This is a genomic window from Acetatifactor muris (genome assembly GCF_024623325.1).
Lineage (GTDB): Bacteria > Bacillota > Clostridia > Lachnospirales > Lachnospiraceae > Acetatifactor > Acetatifactor muris.
Genome location: NZ_JANJZD010000008.1, coordinates 143273 through 168412, shown reverse-complemented (window position 1 = coordinate 168412; position 25140 = coordinate 143273). Strand labels below are relative to the sequence as shown.

Here is a 25140-nt window from a genome sequence, read left to right as displayed (position 1 = left end):
GGAAAGAATGAAGAGAAAAACGACAGAAGTAAAATCTGCAGAACGGCAGCCTGTGAAAAAGAGCGTTGCTGGTGTAAAACGGAAAGGATATGGAAAAAGCAGCGTACATAACAGGGACATCAGCAGCAAGGATGTGTTTTCCAATCCTGTATTGTGCGCGCAGTTTCTTCGGGATAATTTTGACATTCCGTTTTTACAGAATGTACAGCCGGAGGATATCGAGGATATTTCTTCCCGTTATCATCCCTATCTGGGAACAGAATTTGAATCGGATTCCGTACAGAAAATCCGGATTCTTGATATTGGAAAGGAAAAGGACTCTGTGGTGGAAGCGGAAAATGAGCCGCCTTTTCTGATCTCGCTCATTGATCACAAGAGCCTGGTAGATTATGATGTGGCCATGCAGCTTTTACGGTATATGATGTGTATCTGGACAGCGTATAAAAAGGAACTGGAGGCAAAGCATGAGGGTATCACCAGGAGGAAGGAGTTCCGATATCCTGTGATTATTCCCATTGTGTACTTTGAGGGAGAGGCAAAGTGGACAGCCGCCAGGAATTTCCGGGAGAGAATCAGCAGGGAGTCCCAGTTCAGAAAATGGATTCCGGATTTCAGATATGAACTTGTGACTGTCTGTGCCTATAGCAACGAGGAGCTTCTGAACCGGGGAGACGAGATGTCGTTGATAATGTTAATCAATAAAATACAGAACGATGCGGATTTGGAGCAGTTTCTTCGGCTTCCTGCGGACAGACTGAATCAGATTGTGAAGGACAGTCCGGAACATGTGATAGACATCATTGTATCTGCAATGGAGAGTCTGTGTTTTAAGATAGACGTATCTGCGGAAGAGCGGTTGAAATGTGTCCGGAAAGTGAGAGAGCGAGAAATGGGATATCTGTGGGAGAATATGGAGAAAATCAGCATACAGGAAGAGCGCAGGAGGACAGAAGAGCAGAGGAAGCTTGCGGAAGAAGAACGTGCAAGGACAGAAGAGCAGAGGAAGCTTGCCGAAAAGGAACGCTGCAGGGCTGATGAGGCGGAAGAAAAGCTGAAAGCAGCGGAGGAAATGATCAGGCAGCTGAAAGATAGTATCGGGAGAATTGAGTAAGGAGAAACAGGAAGCATCAGGGCAGTAGGGATGCTTCCTGTTTTTTATCATATTACTTAAGAAGTGAATTCAGGCTTGACGTTATACTTTGATTGTGTTATAAGTGTATTAAATAAATTAATACACTTACTACTTTTCATACGATAGAGAAAAGGAGGGAGCATGATTTTGTTGGATTATCGGGATAAACGCCCTATCTACGAACAAGTGGTGGAAAAGCTGGAGCGTCTGATCGTCAGCGGCGGATTGGAACCGCTGACTAAAATGCCAAGTGTGCGCAGTCTGGCCATGGAGCTTTCTGTGAATCCCAACACAGTGCAGAGGGCGTATGCCCAGCTGGAGCAGGACGGTTACCTTTATACGGTGTCCGGCCGGGGCAGCTTTGTGACTGCGGAGAACGAATGGAGGGAGAACAGGCAGGACAAAATTCTGCAGGAGTGGAGAAGTATCACTCTGCAGGCCAAAGAGGCCGGAGTAACCCGGGGGCGTCTTTCAGAGGAGCTGCATCTGATATATGGGGAGGGAGAGTCATGATTGAGTTTCAGAATATAAGTAAATGTTTTGACCGGGTGAAAGCAATTGACAATGTGACTGCGTCTATTGGGGAAGGTCATGTGTTTGGATTGATTGGAACCAACGGCGCCGGGAAATCTACTTTAATGCGTCTGCTGTGCGGAGTCATGAAGCCGGACAAAGGGACGATTCTTGTAGATGGGGAACCGGTGTACGACAATCCTTCTGCAAAGGCCAGAATTTTTTATATATCAGATGATCAGTATTTTTTCAGGAGCGGTACTCCAGGGGATATGCTTCGGCTGTATCAAACCTATTATCCCGGTTTTGACACGGATAAGTGGAAGGATATGATGGGGAAATTCGGCCTGGATGCAGGCAGGAAGATCAGTACGTTTTCCAAAGGGATGAAGAAGCAGCTTTCCGTCATCTGCGGAATCTGTGCCAATACAAAGTATCTGTTCTGTGACGAGACCTTTGACGGACTGGACCCTGTAATGCGTCAGGCTGTGAAAGCAGTCTTCGTCCGGGAGATGGAAGAGAGAGGGCTGACTCCTGTGATTGCCTCTCATAATCTGCGGGAGCTGGAGGATATCTGTGAGTATGTGGGACTTTTGCACAGGGGAGGAATCCTTTTTGAAAAGGATTTGGATGAAATGAAGTTGAATATTCACAAGGTACAGTGTGTGGTGAAGGAAGAAAGTATGTTGCAGCAGCTTAAGGACAGGCTGGAGGTGATGACCATGGAGAACAGAGGGGCACTCTATACCTTCACGGTCAGAGGAAACAGAGACGGGGTGGAAGCTGTTATGGAACAATTGTCTCCTGTTTTCTATGAACTGCTGCCGCTGTCTCTGGAAGAAATCTTTATCAGTGAAACGGAGGTAAAGGGGTATGACATCAAAGCACTTATTTTTTAAGGCAATGAAGGAGGACCTGCGCCATAAAATCTGGATGACAGCACTGTCGTTTCTCGGAAGCTTTCTGGCGTTGCCTGTGGCGTGGCTGCTCTGGAGGAGCAATGTACTGAGGCAGTACGGCGGGATGGAGGGCCTGCTGATGAAGGAGAAACTGGTACGTCAGGAGAATATTATGTGGATATTCAATTCTTATGTGCCAGGTGTATGTGGGTTCCTGGCTATTACAGGAGCAGTTATCGTAGGTCTGTCAGGCTTTCGTTATGTATTTCACAAAAATATGGTGGATACTTATCACAGTCTGCCTGTAAAAAGGAGTACATTGTATGGCGCCTGTTATCTAAATGGGATTTTAATCTGGCTGGTTCCGCTTTTGACCTGTCTGCTGCTGACACTGGCCATGGGAGGCAGCTTCATGGTGCGGCTGGGCGGCGAAGAGATATTGGGAACCATACTGCGGAACCTGGGAATAAGTGTGCTGGTCTTGACAGTGGTCTATCTGTTGATTTATCATCTGGTATTGACGGCGGTGATGCTTTCGGGAAATGCGCTGAATACACTGGTCTGTATGGGATTTCTTGGTTTTGGAGTGATTTCTTTTTATGCGTTGGGTCTGACTTATTTTGACAGTTATATGGATACTTTTTATTTCCCGGTAGTGGATTGGGGGAATGTGCCATATTTTTCTCCGCTGCTGGGAGCCCCTGACCTTTTGACGCAGTGGATAGATTCTGCCGGTCAATGGTCATGGCAGTTCGGAAAGGTGCTCCTGACGAATGCCGGGGTAGCAGGCATTTTCGGAATGGCAGCCTGGCTCTTTTACAGGAGAAGGACTTCCGAGACGGCAGGGCAGGGAATGGGAAACAAAACGGCAGCGGCCTGCTTTAGAATTCTGATGGGTGTGGAAGCCGGCATGTGCGGCTGGGGGCTGTTCGTCTTGCTGACTTCGAATGCGCAGGCTTTGACCTGGGGAAGCTTTGGAGCGGTTCTGGCTTCGATTCTCACTTTTGGAATTCTGGATATCATTTTTCAGATGGATTTTAAAGCATTTTTCGCACATAAGATTCAGATGGCAGTGACTGTCATGCTGGGGTTGCTGGTTTGCTTTACCTTCTATTGGGACTGGATTGGATTCGATACCAGACTTCCGGATGCGGATGAGATTGCGGAAATTGCCATATATGATGCAGAACTGTCAAACCGTCTGTTTTATGACGCGGCGGAAAATGCGTTGGAACAGATTCATTATCAGGACACGGAGGTAATTTATGCTTTTCTGAAGGAGATGACGGAGCGGGAGGCGGAAGGCAATCTGACTTATGAGAATTATGAACGTGTGGCGGCAAAAGTTACACTGAAAAGCGGCGAAAGCTATTACCGGTACTATCGGGTCCTGAAAGAAGATGAAGAATTGCTCTGGCCGATTTTTACCAGTGAGACATATCTGAAACATGCCTATATGCTCGACGAAGATTCTGTGGCGGACTGTGTTGGGATGAAGGTGAGCTTTGACAGGAAAGAGCAGCATCTCACTGATAACCTGCCGGAAAAGCTTCTGCCGGTTATCAGGGCGTATAATCAGGATGTGCTGGAAAATGCGGACAATATACTATTGAATCAGGACAAAATGCTGGCGGAGGTGGAACTGGAATTCCGATACCAGTCTGAGAAGGGCAGAAGGTGGAAAACCTACAACCTGTACATTCTGGAATCCATGGAGCATACCATAGAGGCGCTTCACCGGATGGATGGGCTGGACATGGAGGCTCAGAAGCCGGAAATCCAGTCTGTTGTACTGGATTTGGGGTATCAGTATGATGAGAGTGTGGATAAGGCAATATGGATTGAACGGGCACGGGAGATATACGGTGTCCTGGCACAGCCCGGACAGAATGAAGCGGGCCGGGGTCAGACGGATATCAGGAAGGAAGAAGCCGGAGAAGGAGACGGTCCGGGGGAAGACATCGTGCAGAAGGAAGCTGTATCCGTAGATACGGAAGCATTTCCGGACGGCGGGTGCCGGGTAGTTGTCACCGACCGGGAGGAGATAGAAGAGCTGGAAGCATTGCTGATTTACATTCAGAATTATTATCACAGAAGCGTGTTTCAGAGGAGGTATATTTCGGTTACTGTGAAGGGAGAGGACGGCGACGAATGGATGGGTTACCTTCCAAAGGGAGTGTTGCCGGAAAAGTATATCCTGAGATTCGGAGACAGATAAAGGGCAGAAAACAGGAGACATGAAATGGCAGACAAAATCAATGACGAGATCATAGAATATGTAAGCATTCTTGCGAAGCTGGAGCTTACGCAGAAGGAGAGGGAGCAGGCCCGAAAGGACATGGGCAGAATGTTTGCCTGTATTGAGAAACTGAATGAACTGGACACCACAGGGGTGGAACCCATGTCTCATGTGTTTCCGGAGAAGAATGTATTCCGGGAGGATGAGGTGACAGGGACGGAGGCTGTGGAGGAGATATTGCGGAACGCACCATGCCGGAAGGACGATATGTTTGTGGTGCCGAAGACGTTTGGCTGAAGGCGTGAATGGAAGGAAGATTTTCCAGGCGGTCAGGATGGTGGGCCGGACATGCCGCTCTGGCAATGTAGGGGAGTGTGAAAATGGAGAAGTGGAGGTGGCATATGGAACTTTTATCCCTGTCTGCATCGGAATTGGGAAGGGCGATCCGGGAGGGCCGGACTACGGCAGTGGAAGCCATGGAGGCCGTGCTGGAGCAGATAGAAGAGAAGGAGAAAATTTACCATTGTTATGTGACAGTGGATACGGAAGGTGCTTTGAGGAGAGCGGAGGAAGTACAGAAAAGAATTGTGGCAGGTGAACTCACAGGACCTCTGGCGGGGGTGCCTGTGGCGGTGAAGGACAATCTGTGTACACAGGGACTGCTCACCACCTGTTCGTCCCGGATGCTGCGTAATTTTATCCCTCCTTATTCTGCAGAAGCTGTGAAAAGCCTGGAGAGGGCAGGGGCGGTTCTCATCGGCAAGACCAATATGGATGAATTTGCCATGGGGTCTACCACGGAGACTTCTGTCTGTGGTCCTACCTGCAATCCTCATAATCCCGAACATGTGCCGGGAGGCTCTTCCGGCGGCTCGGCGGCTGCAGTGGCGGCAGGAGAGTGTTTTTTTGCCCTGGGCTCCGACACAGGCGGTTCTATCAGACAGCCGGCTTCCCATTGCGGTGTCGTGGGACTGAAACCCACATACGGAACCGTGTCCCGGTTCGGCCTGGTGGCCTATGGGTCTTCCCTGGACCAGATTGGACCTCTGTGCAGGACGGTGGAGGATTGTGCCGTCATTCTGGAGATTCTTGCTTCCGGGAAAGGAGAGGAGAAAGGGATTATCAGGGATTCCACACTTATGGAGAGAGAAGAGGTTGATTTTACTGCTGCTTTGATAGAAGATGTAACGGGAATGCGCATCGGGATACCGAAGGCCTGGCTTGCGGACAGGGCGGCAGGGGGCACAGAGGAAGGCCTGGATTCGGAGGTGCGGGAGGCCGTTTTGAACGCGGCGGAAGTGCTGCGGAAAAAGGGTGCCGTCATAGAAGAATTTGACCTGGATTTGGCGGAATATGCGGTTCCCACTTATTACACCATCGCCTGCGCGGAGGCCAGCTCCAATCTGGAGCGGTTTGACGGTGTGAAATACGGCTATCGTGCGGAATCTGTGGAAGAACTGCATCAAATGTATAAAAAGACCCGCTCTGCAGGTTTTGGCCCGGAGGTAAAACGCCGTATCATGCTGGGAAGCTTTGTGCTCAGTTCCGGTTATTACGATGCCTTTTACCTGAAGGCGCTGCGGGTAAAGGCAATGATTAAGAAGGCCTTTGATGAGGCATTCGCAAAATACGACTGCATTCTGGGACCTGTGGCTCCCACCACAGCGCCGAAGCTGGGGGAGAGTCTTTCGGACCCGCTGAAAATGTATTTGGGAGACATTTACACGGTTTCCGTGAATCTGGCAGGACTTCCGGCTGTGAGCATTCCCTGCGGCATGGATAAAAGGGGACTGCCCATCGGTCTCCAGCTCATCGGAGACTGCTTTCAGGAGAAGAAGATTCTCCGGGCAGCCTATACTTATGAGAGCTGCAGCGGCAGGACGGTAAAGTTATATAACAGGAGGCACCGGAGATAAAATGGCAAAAATCTATGAGACGGTCATCGGACTGGAGGTCCATGTGGAGCTGGCCACCAGGACTAAAATCTTCTGCGGATGCTCCACTGCTTTCGGGGGCAGGCCCAATTCCCATACCTGCCCGGTGTGCACCGGAATGCCGGGTACGCTTCCCGTTCTGAACAGGAAGGTGCTGGAATATGCGGTTGCGGTGGGGCTGGCTGCGAACTGCAGCATCACCCGATACTGCAAATTTGACCGAAAGAATTATTTCTATCCGGACAATCCGCAGAATTATCAGATTTCTCAGCTGTATCTGCCTGTGTGCAGAGATGGCTATGTGGAGATTGATACCAAGGCAGAATCCGAGGGCGGCATGCCCGGGAAAAAGAGAATCGGGATACATGAGATTCACATGGAAGAGGATGCAGGTAAGCTGATTCATGACGAAGAGGAGGACTGTACGCTGATAGATTATAATCGGTCCGGCGTACCTCTGATTGAGATTGTTTCAGAGCCTGATATGCGCAGCGCGGAAGAGGTGATTGCCTTTCTGGAGAAACTGCGTCTGATGATTCAGTACCTGGGGGCCAGCGACTGCAAGATGCAGGAAGGGTCTATGAGAGTCGATGTGAATCTGTCGGTTCGTGAGAGGGGGACGGACAGATTCGGCACTCGTACGGAGATGAAGAATCTGAACTCTTTCCGGTCTGTTGCCCGGGCCATTGAAAGGGAGCGGGAGCGCCAGACAGACCTGCTGGAATCAGGAGGAACTGTGGTACAGGAGACAAGGCGCTGGGACGAAGCGAAGGAAATCTCCTTTCCCATGCGCTCCAAAGAGGACGCACAGGATTACCGGTATTTCCCGGATCCGGATTTGCCGCCGGTCAGCATAGACGACGGGTTTCTGGAGGAGATCCGTTCCAGGCAGCCGGAACTGCGCACAGAGAAAATGGAGCGATATAAGTCAGAGTTTGACATTCCTGACTATGATATTGAAATTATCACCGGTTCAAAGCATATGGCGGATTTGTTTGAAGCGACTGTGGCTTTGGGAGTGCCGCCGAAGAAAGTATCCAACTGGCTGATGGGGGAGACTCTGAGACTTTTAAAGGAAAAGGAACTGGATCCGGATGACATCCGCTTTTCCCCGGAAAATCTGGCGAAGCTGATTGCGCTGACAGAGAGGAAAGCTATCAATTCCACGGTGGCAAAAGCCGTGTTTGAGAAACTGTTTGACAAGGATGTGGACCCGGAGCAGTATGTGGAAGAACATGGCCTGAAAATGGTAGATGACAGAGAAGCTCTCCGGAAGGCAGTGGAAAAAGTCATCGCCGCGAATCCACAGTCCGTGGAGGATTATCGCGGCGGTAAGGAGAGAGCTGTCGGTTATCTGGTAGGTCAGACAATGAGGGCCATGAAGGGAAAGGCGGATCCTGTCACTGTCAACGGACTGCTGAAGGAACTGCTTCACTGAAAAATGTATTCAAGATATCTGGAGACGGTTTCCGGATGCCGGGTATTGGCGGCTACCGCAACGAGCGCATTTTCATCCAGGAAATAATAATGTTCCTTTAAGGTGTCCGCGCTGTCAAGGTAGATACCCACAGGGATGGGGTCGCTCATGGCTTCCGGATTCCTGGGGTCCGGATAGGCCGGCAGGGAGGAGTAATCGGCGCTGGTGAAATCCATTTCGCTCCGCTCCTCAGCCACGGTTCTGTCCATATAGTAGAAATACGGCTCATATTCAGCAAGCTGCTCTGCCGTCAGGATTTCTCTCAGGTCATAAAAGCTGTCATTGTAGGCATAGGAATTCATGACGGTATCTCCCGCGGCAAGGATGTCGATTTCCTGGGCGGCCAGATATACCATGACTTTCTGGGTGGAAGTAATGGTGCTTTCATCATAGGAAGCGGGATCCGGGTTGATACGCAGGGCAGTGTCGAACATAACGTCGAACTCATTCATGTCAATGCCGGCATATTCGGTAAAGCCCTGAACGAAATTTCCCGCGGTCTCCAGCTCCACCGTATTGATGAAAGCCGCAAAGAAGGCATTTTCCTTCTGGGTCAGTATCTGATGGGCCATGGAAACGGCAAAGGCAATAAGGGCAATGGTGATGATGACATGCCATTTATAATAACAGAAGAAATAGGAAATCTTCTGCTTCAGGGTTCCGTGCTTCAGTGCTTCTCTTTCCTCTCTGAATTCATCCATTACCGGCATGAGTAGTATCTCCTTTCAATGGCTGCAGATTTGCTGTCAGCTTTGCAATTTTATTATGAATGGTATGAAATATAAACTGTTAGTATCATAATACCAACCCACAGGACTTGTCAATGAAACGGAGATAAGATGATTCTAAAAAAAGGATAAATAATCAGGTAAAAAACAGTTGACAACATATCGGCGAGTAGCTATAATGATATAGCGTGTGTGCGGAGGCTTTTATTTAAGCGGTATACACGACAAGATTTCAGAAAGTAGAAAGAGGTGAAACAGAATGCCAACATTTAACCAGTTAGTAAGAAAAGGACGTCAGGTTTCTGTAAAGAAGTCGACTGCACCTGCCTTGCAGAAAGGGTACAACTCTCTTCACAAGAAGGCTACGGATGCATCTGCTCCTCAGAAGCGCGGTGTGTGTACTGTCGTTAAGACATTAACTCCCAAGAAGCCTAACTCGGCGCTCAGGAAGGTTGCCAGAGTACGTCTTTCCAACGGAATCGAGGTTACAAGCTACATTCCCGGAGAAGGACACAACCTGCAGGAGCACAGCGTTGTCCTGGTTCGCGGCGGCAGGGTAAAGGACTTGCCCGGTACAAGATATCACATTATCCGTGGTACACTTGATACGGCAGGCGTTGCCAACAGAAAGCAGGCCCGTTCCAAGTACGGCGCAAAGAAACCCAAGGCAGCTAAGAAATAATTTCATTATTTCCTGCGAAGTAAGGCGTCATCTTTGGTCCACAAAACGAACTAAGAAAGTGTTGGAATTCTGTTAGATAAGAATAAAGGAAGTTGTCTTTTACTCTCAATGAACAGATAAACAGCGCGAACACTTGGGGAAACACATGTGAGTACCGATGATCTATTGAAGTGCGGTGAGACGCACAGGTGTAAAGTGTGCTCTGCACATGGACTACACTGATGAATAAGGAGGGAAGAACCGTGCCACGTAAAGGACATATTCAAAAAAGAGATGTATTGGCAGATCCTTTATACAATAATAAGGTAGTGACTAAGCTGATCAACAATATCATGCTTGATGGCAAGAAGAGTGTCGCTCAGAAGATTGTATACGGTGCATTTACCAAAGTAGAGGAGAAATCCGGCAAGCCCGCTCTGGAAGTATTCGAAGCGGCTATGAACAATATCATGCCCGTTCTGGAAGTAAAGGCCAGACGTATCGGCGGTGCCACCTATCAGGTGCCCATCGAGGTGAGAGCAGAGAGACGTCAGGCTCTGGGACTTCGGTGGCTGACCATGTTCTCTCGCAAGAGAAGTGAGAAGACCATGGAGGACAGACTGGCAAACGAAATTCTTGACGCATCCAACAATACGGGTTCCGCAGTCAAGAGAAAAGAAGATATGCACAAGATGGCGGAGGCAAACAAGGCTTTTGCACATTACAGATTCTAATCCCTGCATATTTTCTTTGTACTGAATAATAAGGAGGAAAAAATCTTGGCTGGAAGAGAATATCCGTTAGAGAGAACCAGGAATATCGGAATTATGGCTCATATCGACGCTGGCAAGACCACATTGACTGAGCGTATTCTGTATTATACTGGTGTCAATTACAAGATCGGTGACACTCATGAAGGCACTGCTACCATGGACTGGATGGAGCAGGAGCAGGAGAGAGGTATCACCATCACATCAGCGGCTACAACCTGCCATTGGACATTGGAAAAGGAAACCAAAGCCATGCCGGGCGCGCTGGAACACCGTATCAATATCATTGATACACCCGGACACGTTGACTTTACTGTGGAAGTAGAGCGTTCTCTTCGTGTACTGGACGGCGCAGTGGGCGTTTTCTGTGCAAAGGGCGGTGTTGAGCCTCAGTCCGAAAATGTATGGCGTCAGGCCGACACTTACAATGTACCCCGTATGGCATTTATCAACAAGATGGATATCATGGGTGCGGACTTCTATGGAGCGGTGGAGCAGATTCGGAACAGACTGGGCAAAAATGCCATTATCACCCAGCTGCCCATCGGTAAGGAAGAAGATTTTAAGGGTATCATTGATCTGTTTGAGATGAAGGCTTATATCTATAATGATGATAAGGGCGATGATATCACCGTAACTGATGACCTGGGAGAAATGGCTGATGACGCGGAGCTGTATCGTTCGGAACTGGTAGAGAAGGTCTGCGAACTGGACGATGATTTGACGATGATCTATCTGGAAGGTGAAGAGCCGTCCGTGGAAGACATGAAGAAGGCTCTGCGCAAGGCGACCTGCGAATGTACGGCAATTCCGGTGTGCTGCGGGTCAGCATACCGCAATAAGGGAGTGCAGAAGCTGCTGGATGCAATCCTGGAGTATATGCCGGCGCCCACCGATATTCCGCCCATTAAGGGAACTGATCTGGAAGGCAATGAAATCGTGAGACATTCATCGGATGATGAACCGTTCTCCGCTCTGGCTTTCAAGATTATGACGGATCCTTTTGTAGGAAAGCTTGCATTCTTCCGCGTATATTCCGGAACCATGAATTCCGGTTCCTATGTATTGAATGCGACAAAGGATAAAAAAGAGCGTGTGGGACGTATCCTGCAGATGCATGCCAACAAGCGTGCGGAGCTGGATAAGGTTTACTCGGGCGATATCGCTGCAGCTGTGGGCTTTAAGCTTACCACCACCGGTGATACCATCTGTGACGATCAGCATCCCGTGATTCTGGAGTCCATGGAATTCCCCGAGCCCGTTATCGAACTTGCCATCGAGCCGAAGACAAAAGCCGGTCAGGGCAAGATGGGCGAGGCGCTGGCAAAGCTGGCAGAGGAAGATCCGACGTTCCGTGCACACACCAACCAGGAGACAGGCCAGACGATTATCGCCGGTATGGGCGAGCTCCATCTGGAGATTATTGTGGACCGTCTGCTGCGTGAGTTCAAGGTGGAGGCAAATGTAGGTGCACCTCAGGTTGCCTACAAGGAAGCGTTTACCAAAGCAGTGGAAGTGGATTCCAAATACGCAAGACAGTCCGGCGGCCGCGGTCAGTATGGACATTGTAAAGTTAAATTTGAGCCTATGGAAGCGAACTGTGTGAAGTTCGAATTTGATGCCAAGGCGAATATCCTGATCAACGAGCCTCCGACACTGCTCTTCGAGAGCACTGTAGTGGGTGGTACGATTCCCAAGGAATATATTCCTGCGGTAGGCAACGGAATCCGGGAAGCGGCACAGGCCGGTATCCTGGGTGGATTCCCTGTATTGGGCATCCATGCGAATGTATATGACGGTTCCTATCACGAGGTTGACTCTTCGGAGCTGGCATTCCATATCGCAGGTTCCATGGCCTTTAAAGAGGCCATGCAGAAGGCCAATCCGGTACTTCTGGAGCCCATCATGAAGGTGGAAGTGACCATGCCGGAAGAATATATGGGAGACGTCATCGGCGACCTGAATTCCCGCCGCGGACGTGTGGAAGGCATGGATGATATCGGCGGAGGCAAAATGGTACGCGCGTTTGTACCCCTTGCCGAAATGTTCGGTTATTCCACTGACCTGCGCTCCAAGACCCAGGGCCGCGGTAACTATTCCATGTTCTTTGAGAAATACGAACAGGTGCCGAAGAACGTACAGGAGAAGGTTCTGGCTGCAAAGGCAAAGTAAGCCATTTTTATCCCAAAAACTGGCTGTAATTGTAAAAAATGACTTGAAAATCCTCTGATTATTTACTATAATAGGAGTCAGGTTCAGATTCCTGCTATTTAAGAGCTATAATCAGAGGCAGCCGAGATAAAAGCGCCAAGTGTGCGAATGCGCTTCGGCGAGAAGAAAGTAATGAAAAAGTTTCATTAATTGAAGGAGGACTTTAATAATGGCAAAAGCTAAATTTGAGAGAACTAAGCCCCATTGTAACATTGGTACCATTGGCCATGTTGACCATGGTAAGACAACTCTGACAGCTGCAATTACCAAAGTGCTGGCTGAGAGAGTTTCCGGTAATGAGAAGGTGGATTTTGAGAATATCGATAAGGCTCCCGAAGAGAGAGAGCGTGGTATCACCATTTCTACCGCACACGTAGAGTATCAGACCGAGAACAGACATTATGCACACGTTGACTGCCCGGGCCATGCTGACTATGTAAAGAACATGATTACCGGTGCTGCTCAGATGGACGGCGCTATCCTGGTTGTAGCTGCTACCGACGGCGTTATGGCTCAGACAAAGGAGCATATCCTTCTGTCCCGTCAGGTAGGCGTTCCCTATATCGTAGTGTTCATGAACAAGTGCGATATGGTAGACGATCCCGAGCTGCTGGAGCTGGTTGAGATGGAAATCACCGAGCAGCTGGAAGAGTATGAGTTTACAGATTGCCCTATCATCAAGGGTTCCGCTCTGAAGGCTCTGGAAGATCCCAACAGCGAGTGGGGCGACAAGGTTATGGAGCTGATGAGCACTGTAGACGAGTATATTCCCGATCCTCAGCGTGATACAGACAAGCCTTTCCTTATGCCTGTTGAGGACGTATTCACGATTACCGGACGTGGTACTGTTGCTACCGGCCGTGTAGAGCGTGGTACCCTGAAGCTGAATGAGGAAGTTGAAATCGTTGGTATCAAGGAAGAGACCAGAAAGACAGTTGTAACCGGTATCGAGATGTTCCGCAAGATGCTGGATCAGGCTCAGGCCGGCGACAACATCGGTGCACTGCTTCGTGGTGTTCAGAGAACTGAAATCGAAAGAGGACAGGTTCTCTCCAAACCCGGTACTGTTACCTGCCATACAAAGTTTACCGCTCAGGTATACGTTCTGACCAAGGACGAGGGTGGTCGTCATACACCTTTCTTCAATAACTATCGTCCGCAGTTCTATTTCAGAACCACCGACGTTACCGGCGTATGCAACCTGCCTGCCGGAACCGAGATGTGCATGCCTGGCGACAATGTAGAGATGAGCATTGAGCTGATTCATCCTATTGCTATGGAGCAGGGACTTACTTTTGCTATCCGTGAGGGTGGTCGTACAGTAGGTTCTGGTCGTGTGGCTACAATCATTGAGTAATCTTGTGATTAGAGCCAAATAAGTAAAATAAGCACCGCAATTCCTTGAGAAATCAAGGGGTTGCGGTTTCTTAATGCCTGAAAATAATAGCGAACAAAAGGAAAAGCCACTTGCCGGAATTTCATTGAGAATGGCTTGTGGCTCTAAAATGGCTCTATTTTTATTCGCTGTCATTCTGACTTTTCTTAAATTGCCGCTCCAAATGTTCATTTCGGAGTTTCATTCTTGTAGCATTGTCTATTTCTTCATACATTTTCTTTGTCACTGGCAAGGTGGAGTAATCAGTAATTTTCTGTTTTTTCCAAATATCAAACATATCCTTTGGCGTAAGGAGCGACAGAAAGAAGTTGCGGAACTGGAACAGACAATCTCCGGCAGTAAAGAGGAATTATCCAATATTCTTCATCAGCAGATAGCGGCAAGACAGCAAACGGAGCAGATACGGAAAGAGGGTGAAGCAATCCGGCAGGAAGTATCAGAACTTTTCGTTACAAATCTTCTTTTGAGAGAGCAGACGGAAGAATTGACAGAGGATAAAGAAAAGTTGCTGTCTGAAAATGAAAAATTGGAGAAACAGCAGAAAAAGTTACAGCAGGAAATCAATAAAATGGTGCAGTCAAAAGAAGTCATGGAGCGCAACATACACGCCTATGATGAAGCTGTGAAATGGCAGTTGGCAGAACCGGGGGCATTGATGAGCACAAAGGCTTATCGTGATAAAAAGCCTTTACCGCTTGTGGAGAAATTGAAAGAAGTGGTAAAAAATCTGACTATCAAATGCGTACAGCTTGCAGAACAAAGCAAGAAGCTGACCGTCAAAGTGGACGGACAACAGAAACAGATTAGCCGCTTGACGGATAAGGTCATGGAGCAGAGTGACACCATAGACCGAGTCCCATATTTTTGACAAGAAAACTTGGTAAAAGTATTGACAAGAAAACTTGGCAGTGCTATTATGAAAATGCGCCAAGAAAACTTGGTAATTCTAGTAGGAGGTTTTTATATGAACAAGGAAGAGATATTGGAGAAAAGCAGAGCGGAAAATAGAAATAAGGACATCTATGAGAAAGAAGTTTTGAAACAGGCAAGTACAAGTGCAGTCATAATAATGATGGTTCTTGCAACAATCTTTTTTGTCGTACAGATATTTGTCGGCGGTGGTACAAATTGGGGTATTTGGGCACTTGTTTTCAGTGCAAATATGACAACATTTTGGGTGAAATATATAAAACTGCGTCGTAAGCATGAACTTGTGATGGCAATCGCTTACACGATATTTGTATCTGCATGCTCTATAGGGCATATCTATGATTTGATTGTGTCATCTACGATTTTATAAGGTGGTGATGATTTGGAAGATAAGCTTATATTAAAAAATCATCTCAAAGAAGTACGAGCAGAGAGGAAGTTATCACAAAGTCAACTGGCAGAAATGGTTGGTGTATCTCGTAACACGATTAGTTCTATTGAAACAGGACAGTTTAACCCAACGGCTAAATTGGCACTGGTACTATGTATCGCATTAGATAAAAAGTTTGAAGAACTATTTTATTTTTAGTAGGAAAGGAGTGAATTTCAGTTTGTATACGAATAGAATGTTTATTACATTTTCCTTTAATATAAAAGACATGGTTCTAACACCATGTAATAAGGGGGGGATAAGAAGAAAATCGGTGTTTTGCCACTGGCTCTATTTTGGCTCTAAAATTTTTCAGAATAGTAAAAACGTAGGGATAAATTGGATAATATAAAGAAAAACAAGCAGGAAAACGCAGTAAAAACATTCAGATTTCATTTCCGAGAGCTCGTGAGGGTGGCAGGACTGTTGGGTCTGGACGTGTGGCTACTATCATCGGGTAATCATTGATTGTCTCTATAATGGGAGCTGGGGTACGTCAAGGCTTAAATTGGGATGGGTTGAAAAAATTGAGTTTTATTATACCGTCATTAGAAGAACAGAACGAGATAGTAAACTATCTTGACAAAAAATGTTCAGCAATAGACGAACTTATTGCAAAGAAAGAGCAATACCTTTCTGAGATAGAAAACTATAAAAGATCGCTGATTTATGAATATGTAACAGGGAAAAAGGAGGTGCTTTGTGAGTCAGCTGATTAAAATAGACTCAAATTATGCGAAGTGGATTCAAGATATTAGCATACGCTTTCAGAGCATGCAGATAAAAGCTGCCACAAAGGTCAATCGCGAAATGCTCCTGTTTTATTTCCGCGAGCAATGAGTCAAGTGGGCATGCTTGCATGCACATTTGACGAATGCCGCGAGGGTCAAATACCCCGCTGCTCTGCAGCGCTGCAAGATTGATACCCCGTTGCTTGCAGCGGGGTATTTGATTGGACATTGGGGCGTGATATTGTGGAACTTCATGCAGACAGTAAATGGGGAAATAAGTTTTATGCGAATTTAAGTAGGGATTTAGCAGAGGCGCTACCCAATGTGAAAAGTTTCTCTGAAACAAATTTAAAATACATGAAATATTTTTATCAATTATATAGTCAAATTAGTCCACAGCTTGTGGACGAAAATGCAGCAGAAGAAATTAGTCCACAGCTTGTGGATGAATTATGCAAAATTCCGTGGGGACATCATCGTTATATTATTGATAAGCGCAAAAGTAAGCCGGAAAAAGCAATTTTTTATGTGAGAAAAACAATTGAAAATAATTGGTCGAGAGCGGTGCTGCTAAATTGGCTGGGGACAGATTTGTATGAGCGGCAAGGAAAGGCAATTACTAACTTTCACAATCAACTTCCGGCGGTACAGGGAGATTTGGCTCAGGAAATCACAAAAGATCCATATAATTTTGATTTTTTGACACTTACGGAAGGTTATAATGAAAAAGAGCTAAAGGATGCACTGCAAAATAATATTGTGAATTTTCTTCTTGAATTGGGAAGCGGATTTGCTTTTGTAGGTCGGGAATATCGGTTGTTGATAGGAAAAACCGAAAAATTTATAGACTTGCTCTTTTACAATATTAGGCTGCATTGCTATGTAGTTGTAGAAGTAAAGACCGGAAAATTTGATTCTGCGCACATTGGACAACTTGGAACTTATGTTGCTGCAACGAATCATATTTTGAAATCAGAGCGGGACAATCCAACAATCGGATTATTGATTTGTAAGGAAAAGGATAATGTTCTGGCGCAATATGCATTGGAGTCCAGCAGCGAGCCGATCGGTGTATCGGAGTATGAATTATCCAAACTTTATCCGGAAGATTTTAAAGGAACTTTACCGAGCATTGAGGAGATAGAACAGGAATTCAGGGATAACAGATTAACAGAGTAAGAGGAAAAGTCGCTACATGTAGCAATTTTTTAAAAATCAATTTGTGGAGGAAAAACATGGGCATAACAGTTACCACAGAAAAGCAGTTTGAATCAGATATTGAGGCTTTTCTTATATCAGCCGAAGGCGGATATACAAAAGGAAATGGAACATACAATTCCAAGCTGGGTTTATATCAGGATAAATTGATTTCTTTTATTCAGCGTACCCAACCAAGAGAGTGGGCGGCGTTTGAACGGCAAAATGACATAGACCCTGTACGCAAATTCTGTGTTGCTTTTAATAATGCCTGTGATATGGACGGAGTGCTGCATGTTTTGCGAAATGGATTTAAGCATAGAGGAACTACCTTTAAAGTCTGCTATTTTAAACCTGAATCTGCATTGAATGATACGGCAGGGATTCAATATGCCGAAAATGAAGTAGAGTGCTATAGGCAATGGCATTATTCCGCAGACACAAAAAAGTCGGTGGACATGGTGCTTGCAGTAAATGGCATTCCGGTGTTTGCTTTTGAACTGAAAAACCAATACACAGGGCAGAATGTGGATCATGCCAAGACTCAATGGATGTACGACAGAGATTCGCGAGAGATATGTTTTCAGTTTAATAAGAGAATTTTAGCATATTTTTGCGTAGACCATACAGAAGTCTGGATGACAACGAGACTGGCAGGAAAAGATACCTATTTTTTACCTTTTAACCAAGGTTCCAATGGAGCCGGTTCTGATGGTGGTGCGGGGAATCCGCCCAATCCAAACGGATATCCTACAGCATACCTTTGGGAAAATGTATTTCAGAAAGATAGTATGTTGGATATTATCCAGAAGTTTATCAATTTACAGAGAAAGAAGACATTGATATTCCCACGTTACCATCAGTTAGATGTAGTTCGGAAACTTATTGCAGATGTACGGATAAATGGAGCAGGGAAAAATTACCGAGGTAAGAATTACCTTATTCAGCATAGCGCGGGTTCGGGCAAGTCTAACTCTATTGCGTGGACAGCATACCGTCTTGCATCGCTTTTCAATGAAAACAATAAGCCGGTATTTTCCAGTGTGATGGTCGTGACGGACCGCACTGTTTTAGACACGCAGCTTCAGGAGACAATTGCGGGATTTGACCATAAGTTGGGTGCCATAGAAACCATAGGAGAAGATAAAAATTCTCAGGATTTGAAAAATGCAATTAATGACGGTGTGCGCATTATTGTTACAACTCTGCAAAAGTTTCCAGTAATTTACACGGAAGTTGACAGGGCAAATGGAAGATGCTTTGCCGTGATTGTGGATGAGGCGCATTCTTCTCAGACAGGCAGTTCGGCGCTTAAATTAAAGACTGCGCTGGCAGATACGGAAGAAGCCTTGCGGGAGTATGCGGAGCGTGAAGGTTTAGCAGAGGAAGAAGTTGATTCGGAGGACAGGCTTGTAAAAGAAATGATTGCCCAGGGTAAACATAAGAATTTATCTTTTTTTGCCTTTACAGCAACGCCAAAAGCCACCACACTGGAAATGTTTGGGCAGGAACAGGAGGATGGATCGTTTCATCCGTTCCATGTATATAGTATGAGACAGGCGATTGAGGAGAAATTTATTTTGGATGTCCTTCAAAATTATATGACCTATAATACCTGTTTCCGGATTGCAAAGACTATGGTAGATAATCCTGATGTTCCGTCCAGCAGGGCGGCAAAGGTTATCCGTAAATATCAGGAATTGCACCCATATAATATCAGTCAGAAATCACAGGTTATTGTGGAAACGTTCAGAGATACCACAAGACATAAGATTGATGGCAAAGGAAAGATGATGGTAATCACATCGTCAAGACTGGCTGCTGTCCGTTATTACCACGAAACCAAACGATACATTGAGGAAAAGAAATATGATGATGTGGATATTCTGGTGGCCTTTTCCGGTGCAATTGATGATAAGGGCGAGGAATATACGGAATCAAAGCTGAATGTACGCAAAGATGGTTCTCATATCTCGGAGAATCAGACTAAGGCGGAGTTCCATGATAATTTTAATGTGCTGATTGTAGCGGAGAAGTATCAGACAGGATTTGATGAGCCGCTTTTACATACGATGATTGTGGACAAAAAGTTAAAGAATGTCAAAGCAGTACAGACTTTATCTCGGCTCAACCGCACTTGTGAGGGCAAGACGGATACTTTTATATTAGACTTTGTAAACAAGGCGGAGGAAATAAAGGATGCATTTCAGCCATTCTATCAGGAAACATTCTTGCAGGAAGAAGTAAACGCAGATTTGTTGTATCAGACGCAGAGAGAATTGCGGGCGTATGGTATTTACTCGGATGAGGATATTGAAGCCTTCACAAATGAATATTACAAAAAAGGCAGGCAGGACGATAGGGCAGTGGGGCGAATGAGCAGCATTTTACTTCCTGTTTCCAACCGTTATAAAAAAAAACGCAGAACGAAAGATACCAATTCCGCAGACAGGTTCGTAATCTGATTAAATGGTATAGTTACATCTCTCAGATATTGAGAATGTTTGATAAAGAGTTGCAGAGGGAATATGTATTCTGCTCTTATCTGATTGGGTTATTGCCCAAAGATCCTGTAGAGTTGGTTGATTTGGAGGGTAAACTGAAACTGGAATATTATAAGCTGCAAAAGACATTTCAGGGTGAAATTGCGTTGGAAGAAGCAAAGACAGTGTATGTTCCGGCAAAGCATAAAGGTGTCAAGGGAATGGATGAAAAAACACCTTTGGATGAGGTGATTGCAAAGATTAATGAGAAGTTCAAGGGCAATTTCACAGAGGGGGATAAAGTTATTCTGTCAGCACTGAGGGATAAGCTACTTTCTGATAAGAAATTGAAAAAAATGGCACAGTCCTCTGATCCGCAAATATTTGTTGAAAGTATTTTTCCTAAAGCGTTTGGTACAGCAGCGCAGGACGGATATATGGAGGCACAGGAGTCGTATCAGAGTTTATTTGAGGATACGGCTAAGTATAATGCGATTATGAGTACGTTGGCGGAGGTTGTGTATCGGGAGATGAGGAAGAAGGATATAAAGGCTTTGGATGAGACGGGCGCTTATACATATGAGATGCCGCAGAATTTGTCTATGGTGGCGGAGGCTCAGGCACAGTATGGAGAAGGTAATAAGGGTACAATTGAGTCGCGTTTGATAAACTAATCAGACCTTCGAGAGCCTGTGTTGAAATATGCAATTTGTATAGTGGCATTGCAGAATTATAAGTTCCATAGCTATTCATGTATATATTTTCAATGAAAGGATTGAGTGGTGATGAATTATTCTGATAAGGTATAAGCTACCATAAACAGTGCGCATGACACAGCAATTGCAAATGCACCATATGATTCTTGGGATATTCTGACGAATTCATTCGTAAAAAGCTGTATTTTATGGAAAAGTGGAAAGTGGTGCCATAAAAGTTGAGAAGCCGTTGGAACGATAAGGAATGTGGGGGATGGCGGTTGCCATGCCCTGTATTTTAAGGCAGCGAATAAAGAGTGAAAGTGATATAACCAAAAGCAAATATTTGAGGAGTTTGGCAGAAGTGATATAGAGAAATTAGATACTTATCTATAAATATAATGGGAGGGTGAATATGGGCGAGAATGTTTGTGAGGAGATTAAACTTGTTGATAATATTTTACAAGCGGAGGATTTTGTAAGACTGCGAATACAAGCAGGATTTGTTGAGATACCAGTGGAGCATGCTCGAAAGGCTCTGCAAAACGGTTTAATTAATGTTTCTGCCATTTATAATGGCGAACTTGTGGGAATGGGGAGACTTGTTGGAGATGGTGCCATGTATTGGTATCTTCAAGAAATAATAATTTTGCCTCAATTTCAGCGAAAAGGTATTGGTACTATGATTGTTAATCATTTAGTTGATTATGCGAGAGAAAATTCTACTACTGGAAAATTTACAACAATCGGAGGCGTTTCAGCCAAAGGAAAAGAACCATTTTATGAGAAAACAGGTTTTGAGGTTATCTCAAATGGGATTATAAAGATGATAGAAATAAAATAATTTTATGCAAAGGAGATGAAGTGATATGAAAAATATTATTAAATACATTCAAGTACGGAGGGGGACTATAATTTAGCTCTCCGTAGATAATAAGGAGAGACTGATGGATATATTAAACTTTGAAAAAAAGCACGTTAAGGAAGCAATGGAAATTGCGCTTGCGAACTACTATGATGAGCGGCAATATGTAAAAGAATTACCACAAGTGTGTGATATTCCTGACTTATACGGTTTTGCTGAAAATGGATTGGGTGTTGCTGCATTTGAAAATGAAAAGATGATAGGGTTCCTGTGCTGCTGTGAACCTTTTGACAATGCGTTTCGCGCCACTGATGTGAGAGGAATTTTTTCTCCTATGGGTGCAAATGCAGCCGTTTCTAAAAACCGCCCCCCAATTTATGCAGCCATGTATCAGGCGGCAGGAGAAAAATGGATAAAGACCGGGGCAGTTTCCCATGCAATCTGCTTGTACGCCCATGATGAAGAACTTCAACGACAGTTTTTCCGTTATGGTTTTGGTTTACGCTGTATAGATGCTATCGGTCCGATGGAATTGATTAATTGTGAATTTTGTGCCGGCTATGATTTTGTCGAATTGTCGAAAGCAGAATGTCATTTTATCTATCCACTTTATTTGGCATTATATCGCCATTACCGAGAAAGCCCTTTCTTTATGAATCGTGAGCCCGAAACACAAGGGGTGTTTGTAGTATCTTCAATGCAGGAAGGGGCACGTTACTTTGTGGCAAAGCAGAACGGAAAGAAGGCTATACCAGACTTGGAGTGGATTTTGAAAGTTTTAATCCAACAGCTCGCGGATTCTGGCTAAAATATTTTACTGCATACACCAATAGCGTAGTGCGGAGGATTGATGAGCGAATTATACAGCTGAGACAATAAAAGTACTCTTACTGTTTATTGCTTTAGAGATGGTAGTGCCGGGAAATCATGCAAATAAAAATACGCTACAAAAACAATGATTTTACGCTGTTTTCCGCAATAAAAAGCATAATCGAGTAAATAGAATTCTGACGAATTCATTCGTAAAAAGCTGGATTTTACAGGGCTTTCCTAAGAGTAGGGAAGCCCTTTTTGAAACTTTGCAACAATGGAAAAGTGGAAAGCGGTGTCGAAAAGGAATAAAATTGTAGAAATACCACGGCATATGAATATAATGTGACGGTCGCGATGCCTATATTTTGTGGCAAATGGAAATCGGAAGTGGTATAATCAATCTTATAAATTTAATGCGAGAGATTGATGGAGAGATTGATGTAGGGGAGAGACTAAATGAAAGTATTATGTATATCAGCACAACCGTGTATTGGTTGTGGAAAATGTTTTGAAAGTAAAAGATGCTGTAATGATACTGATTTTAAAGATTATCTCGCATGGAGGTGCTTCTGATTGGGCATTAAAGAGCTATAAAGCAATGGTAAATGACACAATAGCAAATGCTATAGATACTATTCAAGGTAAGATTGTTCCATATAATTCTGAATGGAATACAGGAATATCGCTTCCAGTACAAAAGGTATTGGAAGAAGATGGGATTTTTCCAATACAAGAATATGATTGGAATTTGCTTACACGAAAATTGATAGACTATATTGAGCTTGTTTTAAAAGAAGCATGAAGATGATGTTTATAGTATTCAATCGAACTTCTCTTTAATGGCCAGATATACATGATGCTGGCGGTCATGCTCTGTATTTTTGGAGTAAACAGGAGTAGTAAATGGTATAAACAGGAGAATTAGAGGAGCAATAATGTCAAGAGTTATATTTTTGGATATAGATGGTGTACTCAATTCTAATTTTGGGAATAATGGACATCAGATAGAAATTAGTGATGGTACATTGATTGATGAAGAAAAAATTAAACTGTTAGCATATTTAGTAAGAGAGACAGATTCAGAAATAATTCTTCACTCGGGATGGCGTTTTTGGTTTGATTTTGAATTGAAACCACTTTGTAGGGAAGCAAATAAACTGGTTGAATTATTAGAAAAAGAGGACTTGTACATAAACGGAGTAACACCGAATTTGACCACAGAAGAAATTAGAGAAACAAAGAAATTCAGTTTGGTGAAAGCTGACGAAATTCTTTTATGGATAGACTTGCATAATGATGTTACTGAATGGGGGGCTCGATGATCTTGATTTACTTCAAATTGAACAGCATCAAGTAAAACCTGACCAGACAGTTGGGCTGACTCTTGAGAATGTAAAACAGGCTGTAAAAATTTTATTGGGATAACAAATAACGTATACTTCAACAAGAATTTACTGGGAGGAAACAATATGGACAGAAGAATTATTGGATTTATAGTGTGGGCGTTATTCGGCTGTTTTATGATTGGTCTTGGAATCAGTGCTTTTTTCTCAAAGAAAGCAGTTGGTTTTTGGGCAAATATTAAGACTTTTCCAGTGAATGACATAAGGGGATACAATCGTGCAACTGGTAAACTTTTTATTGCTTATGGATTCATTTTTATTGTATTAGGAGTGCCGTTACTCAGCGGCCAGAATACGCCATATATCATATTATCTGTATTAGGAGTAATGATAGAAACAATAGCAATTATGGCAATTTACACTTTATCTATTACAAAAAAATATAAAGAGAAATAGAAGAAATCCAAATAGTTGATTAGAGTGATGGACCACTGCAAGATCAGATGATTGCGATTGATTTGGACGACGGTGTAAAACACATTATGAGATTAGGAATGGATCTTTGAGGAGATGCTAACTGGATGGCATTTTTTATATCCGTATTCTAAGTATCATTTCTTACAAGCCCCGGGGCTTCAGATTTTCAACTGTCTGGTTTCACGATATTGTTATATAGATGACAGGTGCGCTTTATACCGGGAACCCCTTTGCCTAAATATCTGGTGAGCCGTTCCAAAGCGTTGAGCTTTTTGGAACTTTCGTGGAGCAGGTCAACAACATCTGTCAGAAGACAGCTGTAGGAAGCAAGTATGCTGTAGGTCATGCCGGCAGTGAACTTCCTGTCAGGCCAGGAAAGCCTCCTGATATTTTAGGGATTTTTTGAAAGTTGTGGATTACAATTGCCAATCGGTATTCACATGGATAAAACAGCGGAAACTCAAGTTAGAAAAGCAATGGAAAAATATGCTGAAATGTGCTATAAATGATAACAATTATATGTGCAGAAATTACAAATGAAAGGGGAATAGTTATGGCAAGATATACTTATACATTACGTCAGGAAATAAGTCATCAGGGATTAAATAAATATCGTGTGGTTACAGCCCAAAATAGATATGAGTTAAATCAAAAGATTGCGGCTATTCAAGCACAATGGGATGAACAATGGGGAAGAAAATGTGAGGCAGAGGCTCGTAAGCAGGAATTAGAAGCCAGAAAGAGAGATAAGGAACAACAAAAGCGAGATATCGAAAAAGCTGCTAAATTTGCTGAAGATATGACAAAAGATGCGGTTGTATGCCTGTTAAGCCAATTCCGAAAACTTTTTCAAGAGAACCTCTTCGTGAAGATAGTATATATAATCCCCCTATGTCTTTCTTTACATGTATTTCAAAAAAGAAAAAGCAGGCTTTTATAGATGAAAATGATGAGAAATTCAATCTTGATTATAAAAAATGGATAGAAGAATGTGATAAAATATCGAGTGATAATTCTATTGCTGCTGCTTTATACAGCGAAGAATTTGAAAAATGGGAAAAGGAAAAGAATGAATTTTTACGAAATAAAGAAGAATTTAATAAGGGAATTGATGAACTATTTGCTTCATATAGAGAGGGAGATAAAGATGCATCAGAAATTTTGATGCAAATGATCCAAATGTAGAAGCGATTGTACTTAATGGTAAAGTAAATAC

Annotated in this window: 26 protein-coding genes and 2 pseudogenes; 26 read left to right on the top strand and 2 right to left on the bottom strand. The window is 44.4% G+C overall.

Annotated features, from left to right (window positions below; translation table 11 throughout):
• The first annotated feature begins 7 nt into the window (after window positions 1–7).
• The 7 genes from NSB25_RS09690 to gatB all read left to right on the top strand — a co-directional run bounded on the left by NSB25_RS09690 (window position 8) and on the right by gatB (window position 8155).
• A complete protein-coding gene (locus NSB25_RS09690) occupies window positions 8–1111 on the top strand; it encodes an Rpn family recombination-promoting nuclease/putative transposase (protein ID WP_172454907.1) in 1104 nt (367 codons plus the stop codon).
• A gap of 162 nt (window positions 1112–1273) precedes the next feature.
• Window positions 1274–1645, top strand: coding sequence for a GntR family transcriptional regulator (locus tag NSB25_RS09685; protein WP_103237573.1), 372 nt, complete (start codon window positions 1274–1276; stop codon window positions 1643–1645).
• Complete coding sequence (locus NSB25_RS09680) at window positions 1642–2544, top strand: ABC transporter ATP-binding protein (RefSeq protein ID WP_103237572.1); 903 nt, start codon at window positions 1642–1644, stop codon at window positions 2542–2544. Before NSB25_RS09685 ends, NSB25_RS09680 begins: the two co-directional genes overlap by 4 nt.
• Entirely contained in the window at window positions 2519–4762 is a 2244-nt protein-coding gene (locus NSB25_RS09675) for a hypothetical protein (protein ID WP_103237571.1), read from the top strand. Before NSB25_RS09680 ends, NSB25_RS09675 begins: the two co-directional genes overlap by 26 nt.
• A 24-nt stretch (window positions 4763–4786) precedes the next feature.
• A complete protein-coding gene (gene gatC / locus NSB25_RS09670; protein WP_103237570.1) occupies window positions 4787–5080 on the top strand; it encodes an Asp-tRNA(Asn)/Glu-tRNA(Gln) amidotransferase subunit GatC in 294 nt (97 codons plus the stop codon).
• Window positions 5081–5184: 104 nt separating this feature from the next.
• The gene (gene gatA / locus NSB25_RS09665) at window positions 5185–6699 is read left to right on the top strand and encodes an Asp-tRNA(Asn)/Glu-tRNA(Gln) amidotransferase subunit GatA (protein ID WP_103237569.1); all 1515 of its coding nucleotides are present in this window, start codon (window positions 5185–5187) and stop codon (window positions 6697–6699) included.
• Between the two features lies 1 nt (window position 6700).
• Window positions 6701–8155 (top strand): Asp-tRNA(Asn)/Glu-tRNA(Gln) amidotransferase subunit GatB, encoded by a 1455-nt coding sequence (gene gatB, locus NSB25_RS09660; RefSeq protein WP_103237568.1) that lies wholly within the window; start codon window positions 6701–6703, stop codon window positions 8153–8155.
• On the opposite strand, the gene NSB25_RS09655 is transcribed toward gatB, so the two are convergent.
• Entirely contained in the window at window positions 8149–8904 is a 756-nt protein-coding gene (locus NSB25_RS09655) for a hypothetical protein (protein ID WP_103237567.1), read from the bottom strand. The two genes, gatB and NSB25_RS09655, sit on opposite strands and share 7 nt — an antisense overlap.
• A gap of 277 nt (window positions 8905–9181) precedes the next feature.
• Between NSB25_RS09655 and rpsL the strand changes: the two genes are divergently transcribed.
• The 17 genes and pseudogenes from rpsL to NSB25_RS09575 all read left to right on the top strand — a co-directional run bounded on the left by rpsL (window position 9182) and on the right by NSB25_RS09575 (window position 23903).
• Window positions 9182–9604, top strand: a complete 423-nt coding sequence (gene rpsL / locus NSB25_RS09650) for a 30S ribosomal protein S12 (RefSeq protein WP_103237566.1) — start codon at window positions 9182–9184, stop codon at window positions 9602–9604.
• A gap of 242 nt (window positions 9605–9846) precedes the next feature.
• Complete coding sequence (gene rpsG / locus NSB25_RS09645) at window positions 9847–10317, top strand: 30S ribosomal protein S7 (RefSeq protein ID WP_207656120.1); 471 nt, start codon at window positions 9847–9849, stop codon at window positions 10315–10317.
• Window positions 10318–10362: 45 nt separating this feature from the next.
• Window positions 10363–12525 carry an elongation factor G gene (gene fusA, locus NSB25_RS09640; protein ID WP_103237564.1) on the top strand — a complete coding sequence of 721 codons (2163 nt, stop codon included), beginning with the start codon at window positions 10363–10365 and terminating at the stop codon, window positions 12523–12525.
• A gap of 208 nt (window positions 12526–12733) precedes the next feature.
• The gene (gene tuf, locus NSB25_RS09635; protein WP_103237563.1) at window positions 12734–13921 is read left to right on the top strand and encodes an elongation factor Tu; all 1188 of its coding nucleotides are present in this window, start codon (window positions 12734–12736) and stop codon (window positions 13919–13921) included.
• Between the two features lie 325 nt (window positions 13922–14246).
• A pseudogene (locus NSB25_RS09630) lies at window positions 14247–14816 on the top strand (plasmid recombination protein); the annotation flags it as partial.
• A gap of 108 nt (window positions 14817–14924) precedes the next feature.
• Window positions 14925–15260 carry a DUF6442 family protein gene (locus tag NSB25_RS09625; RefSeq protein WP_103237562.1) on the top strand — a complete coding sequence of 112 codons (336 nt, stop codon included), beginning with the start codon at window positions 14925–14927 and terminating at the stop codon, window positions 15258–15260.
• 12 nt (window positions 15261–15272) lie between these two features.
• Window positions 15273–15479: a helix-turn-helix transcriptional regulator gene (locus tag NSB25_RS09620; RefSeq protein WP_103237561.1), complete on the top strand. Its 207-nt coding sequence runs from the start codon at window positions 15273–15275 to the stop codon at window positions 15477–15479.
• A 320-nt stretch (window positions 15480–15799) separates the two neighbouring features.
• On the top strand, window positions 15800–16039 hold the full coding sequence (locus NSB25_RS29915; protein WP_146039934.1) for a restriction endonuclease subunit S: 240 nt from the start codon (window positions 15800–15802) through the stop codon (window positions 16037–16039).
• Window positions 16023–16160: a DUF1016 domain-containing protein gene (locus NSB25_RS09610; protein WP_146039933.1), complete on the top strand. Its 138-nt coding sequence runs from the start codon at window positions 16023–16025 to the stop codon at window positions 16158–16160. Before NSB25_RS29915 ends, NSB25_RS09610 begins: the two co-directional genes overlap by 17 nt.
• Before the next feature lie 107 nt (window positions 16161–16267).
• Window positions 16268–17230 (top strand): annotated as a pseudogene (locus NSB25_RS09605) (PDDEXK nuclease domain-containing protein); the annotation flags it as partial.
• A gap of 56 nt (window positions 17231–17286) precedes the next feature.
• Window positions 17287–19713 carry a type I restriction endonuclease subunit R gene (locus tag NSB25_RS09600; RefSeq protein ID WP_306817583.1) on the top strand — a complete coding sequence of 809 codons (2427 nt, stop codon included), beginning with the start codon at window positions 17287–17289 and terminating at the stop codon, window positions 19711–19713.
• A 35-nt stretch (window positions 19714–19748) separates the two neighbouring features.
• Window positions 19749–20405, top strand: coding sequence for a hypothetical protein (locus tag NSB25_RS29195; protein WP_306817582.1), 657 nt, complete (start codon window positions 19749–19751; stop codon window positions 20403–20405).
• 436 nt (window positions 20406–20841) lie between these two features.
• Window positions 20842–21270 carry a GNAT family N-acetyltransferase gene (locus NSB25_RS09595; protein ID WP_103237559.1) on the top strand — a complete coding sequence of 143 codons (429 nt, stop codon included), beginning with the start codon at window positions 20842–20844 and terminating at the stop codon, window positions 21268–21270.
• A gap of 103 nt (window positions 21271–21373) precedes the next feature.
• Complete coding sequence (locus NSB25_RS09590) at window positions 21374–22099, top strand: GNAT family N-acetyltransferase (protein WP_242982232.1); 726 nt, start codon at window positions 21374–21376, stop codon at window positions 22097–22099.
• A 513-nt stretch (window positions 22100–22612) separates the two neighbouring features.
• A complete protein-coding gene (locus NSB25_RS09585; RefSeq protein WP_146039932.1) occupies window positions 22613–22906 on the top strand; it encodes a hypothetical protein in 294 nt (97 codons plus the stop codon).
• A gap of 133 nt (window positions 22907–23039) precedes the next feature.
• Window positions 23040–23426: an HAD domain-containing protein gene (locus NSB25_RS09580; RefSeq protein WP_242982231.1), complete on the top strand. Its 387-nt coding sequence runs from the start codon at window positions 23040–23042 to the stop codon at window positions 23424–23426.
• Between the two features lie 147 nt (window positions 23427–23573).
• Window positions 23574–23903 carry a hypothetical protein gene (locus tag NSB25_RS09575; protein ID WP_103237557.1) on the top strand — a complete coding sequence of 110 codons (330 nt, stop codon included), beginning with the start codon at window positions 23574–23576 and terminating at the stop codon, window positions 23901–23903.
• Between the two features lie 187 nt (window positions 23904–24090).
• Here NSB25_RS09575 and NSB25_RS09570 read toward each other — a convergent pair whose 3' ends face one another.
• On the bottom strand, window positions 24091–24270 hold the full coding sequence (locus NSB25_RS09570; protein WP_103237556.1) for a hypothetical protein: 180 nt from the start codon (window positions 24268–24270) through the stop codon (window positions 24091–24093).
• Window positions 24271–24477: 207 nt separating this feature from the next.
• Here NSB25_RS09570 and NSB25_RS09565 point away from each other — a divergent pair, with 207 nt between their 5' ends.
• Together NSB25_RS09565 and NSB25_RS09560 are read left to right on the top strand one after the other, a co-directional pair.
• The gene (locus NSB25_RS09565) at window positions 24478–24864 is read left to right on the top strand and encodes a hypothetical protein (RefSeq protein ID WP_103237555.1); all 387 of its coding nucleotides are present in this window, start codon (window positions 24478–24480) and stop codon (window positions 24862–24864) included.
• Window positions 24816–25109: a hypothetical protein gene (locus NSB25_RS09560; RefSeq protein ID WP_103237554.1), complete on the top strand. Its 294-nt coding sequence runs from the start codon at window positions 24816–24818 to the stop codon at window positions 25107–25109. The genes NSB25_RS09565 and NSB25_RS09560 overlap by 49 nt, the downstream gene beginning before the upstream one ends.
• Window positions 25110–25140 lie beyond the last annotated feature (31 nt).

Excerpts from the sequence above, each read along its gene's own strand:
- NSB25_RS09690 (WP_172454907.1), top strand. The coding sequence starts at position 8 with ATGAAGAGAAAAACGACAGAAGTAAAATCTGCAGAACGGCAGCCTGTG.
- NSB25_RS09685 (WP_103237573.1), top strand. The coding sequence starts at position 1,274 with ATGATTTTGTTGGATTATCGGGATAAACGCCCTATCTACGAACAAGTG.
- NSB25_RS09680 (WP_103237572.1), top strand. The coding sequence starts at position 1,642 with ATGATTGAGTTTCAGAATATAAGTAAATGTTTTGACCGGGTGAAAGCA.
- NSB25_RS09675 (WP_103237571.1), top strand. The coding sequence starts at position 2,519 with ATGACATCAAAGCACTTATTTTTTAAGGCAATGAAGGAGGACCTGCGC.
- gatC (WP_103237570.1), top strand. The coding sequence starts at position 4,787 with ATGGCAGACAAAATCAATGACGAGATCATAGAATATGTAAGCATTCTT.
- gatA (WP_103237569.1), top strand. The coding sequence starts at position 5,185 with ATGGAACTTTTATCCCTGTCTGCATCGGAATTGGGAAGGGCGATCCGG.
- gatB (WP_103237568.1), top strand. The coding sequence starts at position 6,701 with ATGGCAAAAATCTATGAGACGGTCATCGGACTGGAGGTCCATGTGGAG.
- NSB25_RS09655 (WP_103237567.1), bottom strand. The coding sequence starts at position 8,904 with ATGCCGGTAATGGATGAATTCAGAGAGGAAAGAGAAGCACTGAAGCAC.
- rpsL (WP_103237566.1), top strand. The coding sequence starts at position 9,182 with ATGCCAACATTTAACCAGTTAGTAAGAAAAGGACGTCAGGTTTCTGTA.
- tuf (WP_103237563.1), top strand. The coding sequence starts at position 12,734 with ATGGCAAAAGCTAAATTTGAGAGAACTAAGCCCCATTGTAACATTGGT.
- NSB25_RS09625 (WP_103237562.1), top strand. The coding sequence starts at position 14,925 with ATGAACAAGGAAGAGATATTGGAGAAAAGCAGAGCGGAAAATAGAAAT.
- NSB25_RS29915 (WP_146039934.1), top strand. The coding sequence starts at position 15,800 with ATGGGAGCTGGGGTACGTCAAGGCTTAAATTGGGATGGGTTGAAAAAA.
- NSB25_RS09600 (WP_306817583.1), top strand. The coding sequence starts at position 17,287 with ATGGGCATAACAGTTACCACAGAAAAGCAGTTTGAATCAGATATTGAG.
- NSB25_RS29195 (WP_306817582.1), top strand. The coding sequence starts at position 19,749 with ATGTTTGATAAAGAGTTGCAGAGGGAATATGTATTCTGCTCTTATCTG.
- NSB25_RS09595 (WP_103237559.1), top strand. The coding sequence starts at position 20,842 with ATGGGCGAGAATGTTTGTGAGGAGATTAAACTTGTTGATAATATTTTA.
- NSB25_RS09590 (WP_242982232.1), top strand. The coding sequence starts at position 21,374 with ATGGATATATTAAACTTTGAAAAAAAGCACGTTAAGGAAGCAATGGAA.
- NSB25_RS09580 (WP_242982231.1), top strand. The coding sequence starts at position 23,040 with ATGTCAAGAGTTATATTTTTGGATATAGATGGTGTACTCAATTCTAAT.
- NSB25_RS09575 (WP_103237557.1), top strand. The coding sequence starts at position 23,574 with ATGGACAGAAGAATTATTGGATTTATAGTGTGGGCGTTATTCGGCTGT.
- NSB25_RS09570 (WP_103237556.1), bottom strand. The coding sequence starts at position 24,270 with ATGACCTACAGCATACTTGCTTCCTACAGCTGTCTTCTGACAGATGTT.
- NSB25_RS09565 (WP_103237555.1), top strand. The coding sequence starts at position 24,478 with ATGGCAAGATATACTTATACATTACGTCAGGAAATAAGTCATCAGGGA.
- NSB25_RS09560 (WP_103237554.1), top strand. The coding sequence starts at position 24,816 with ATGTCTTTCTTTACATGTATTTCAAAAAAGAAAAAGCAGGCTTTTATA.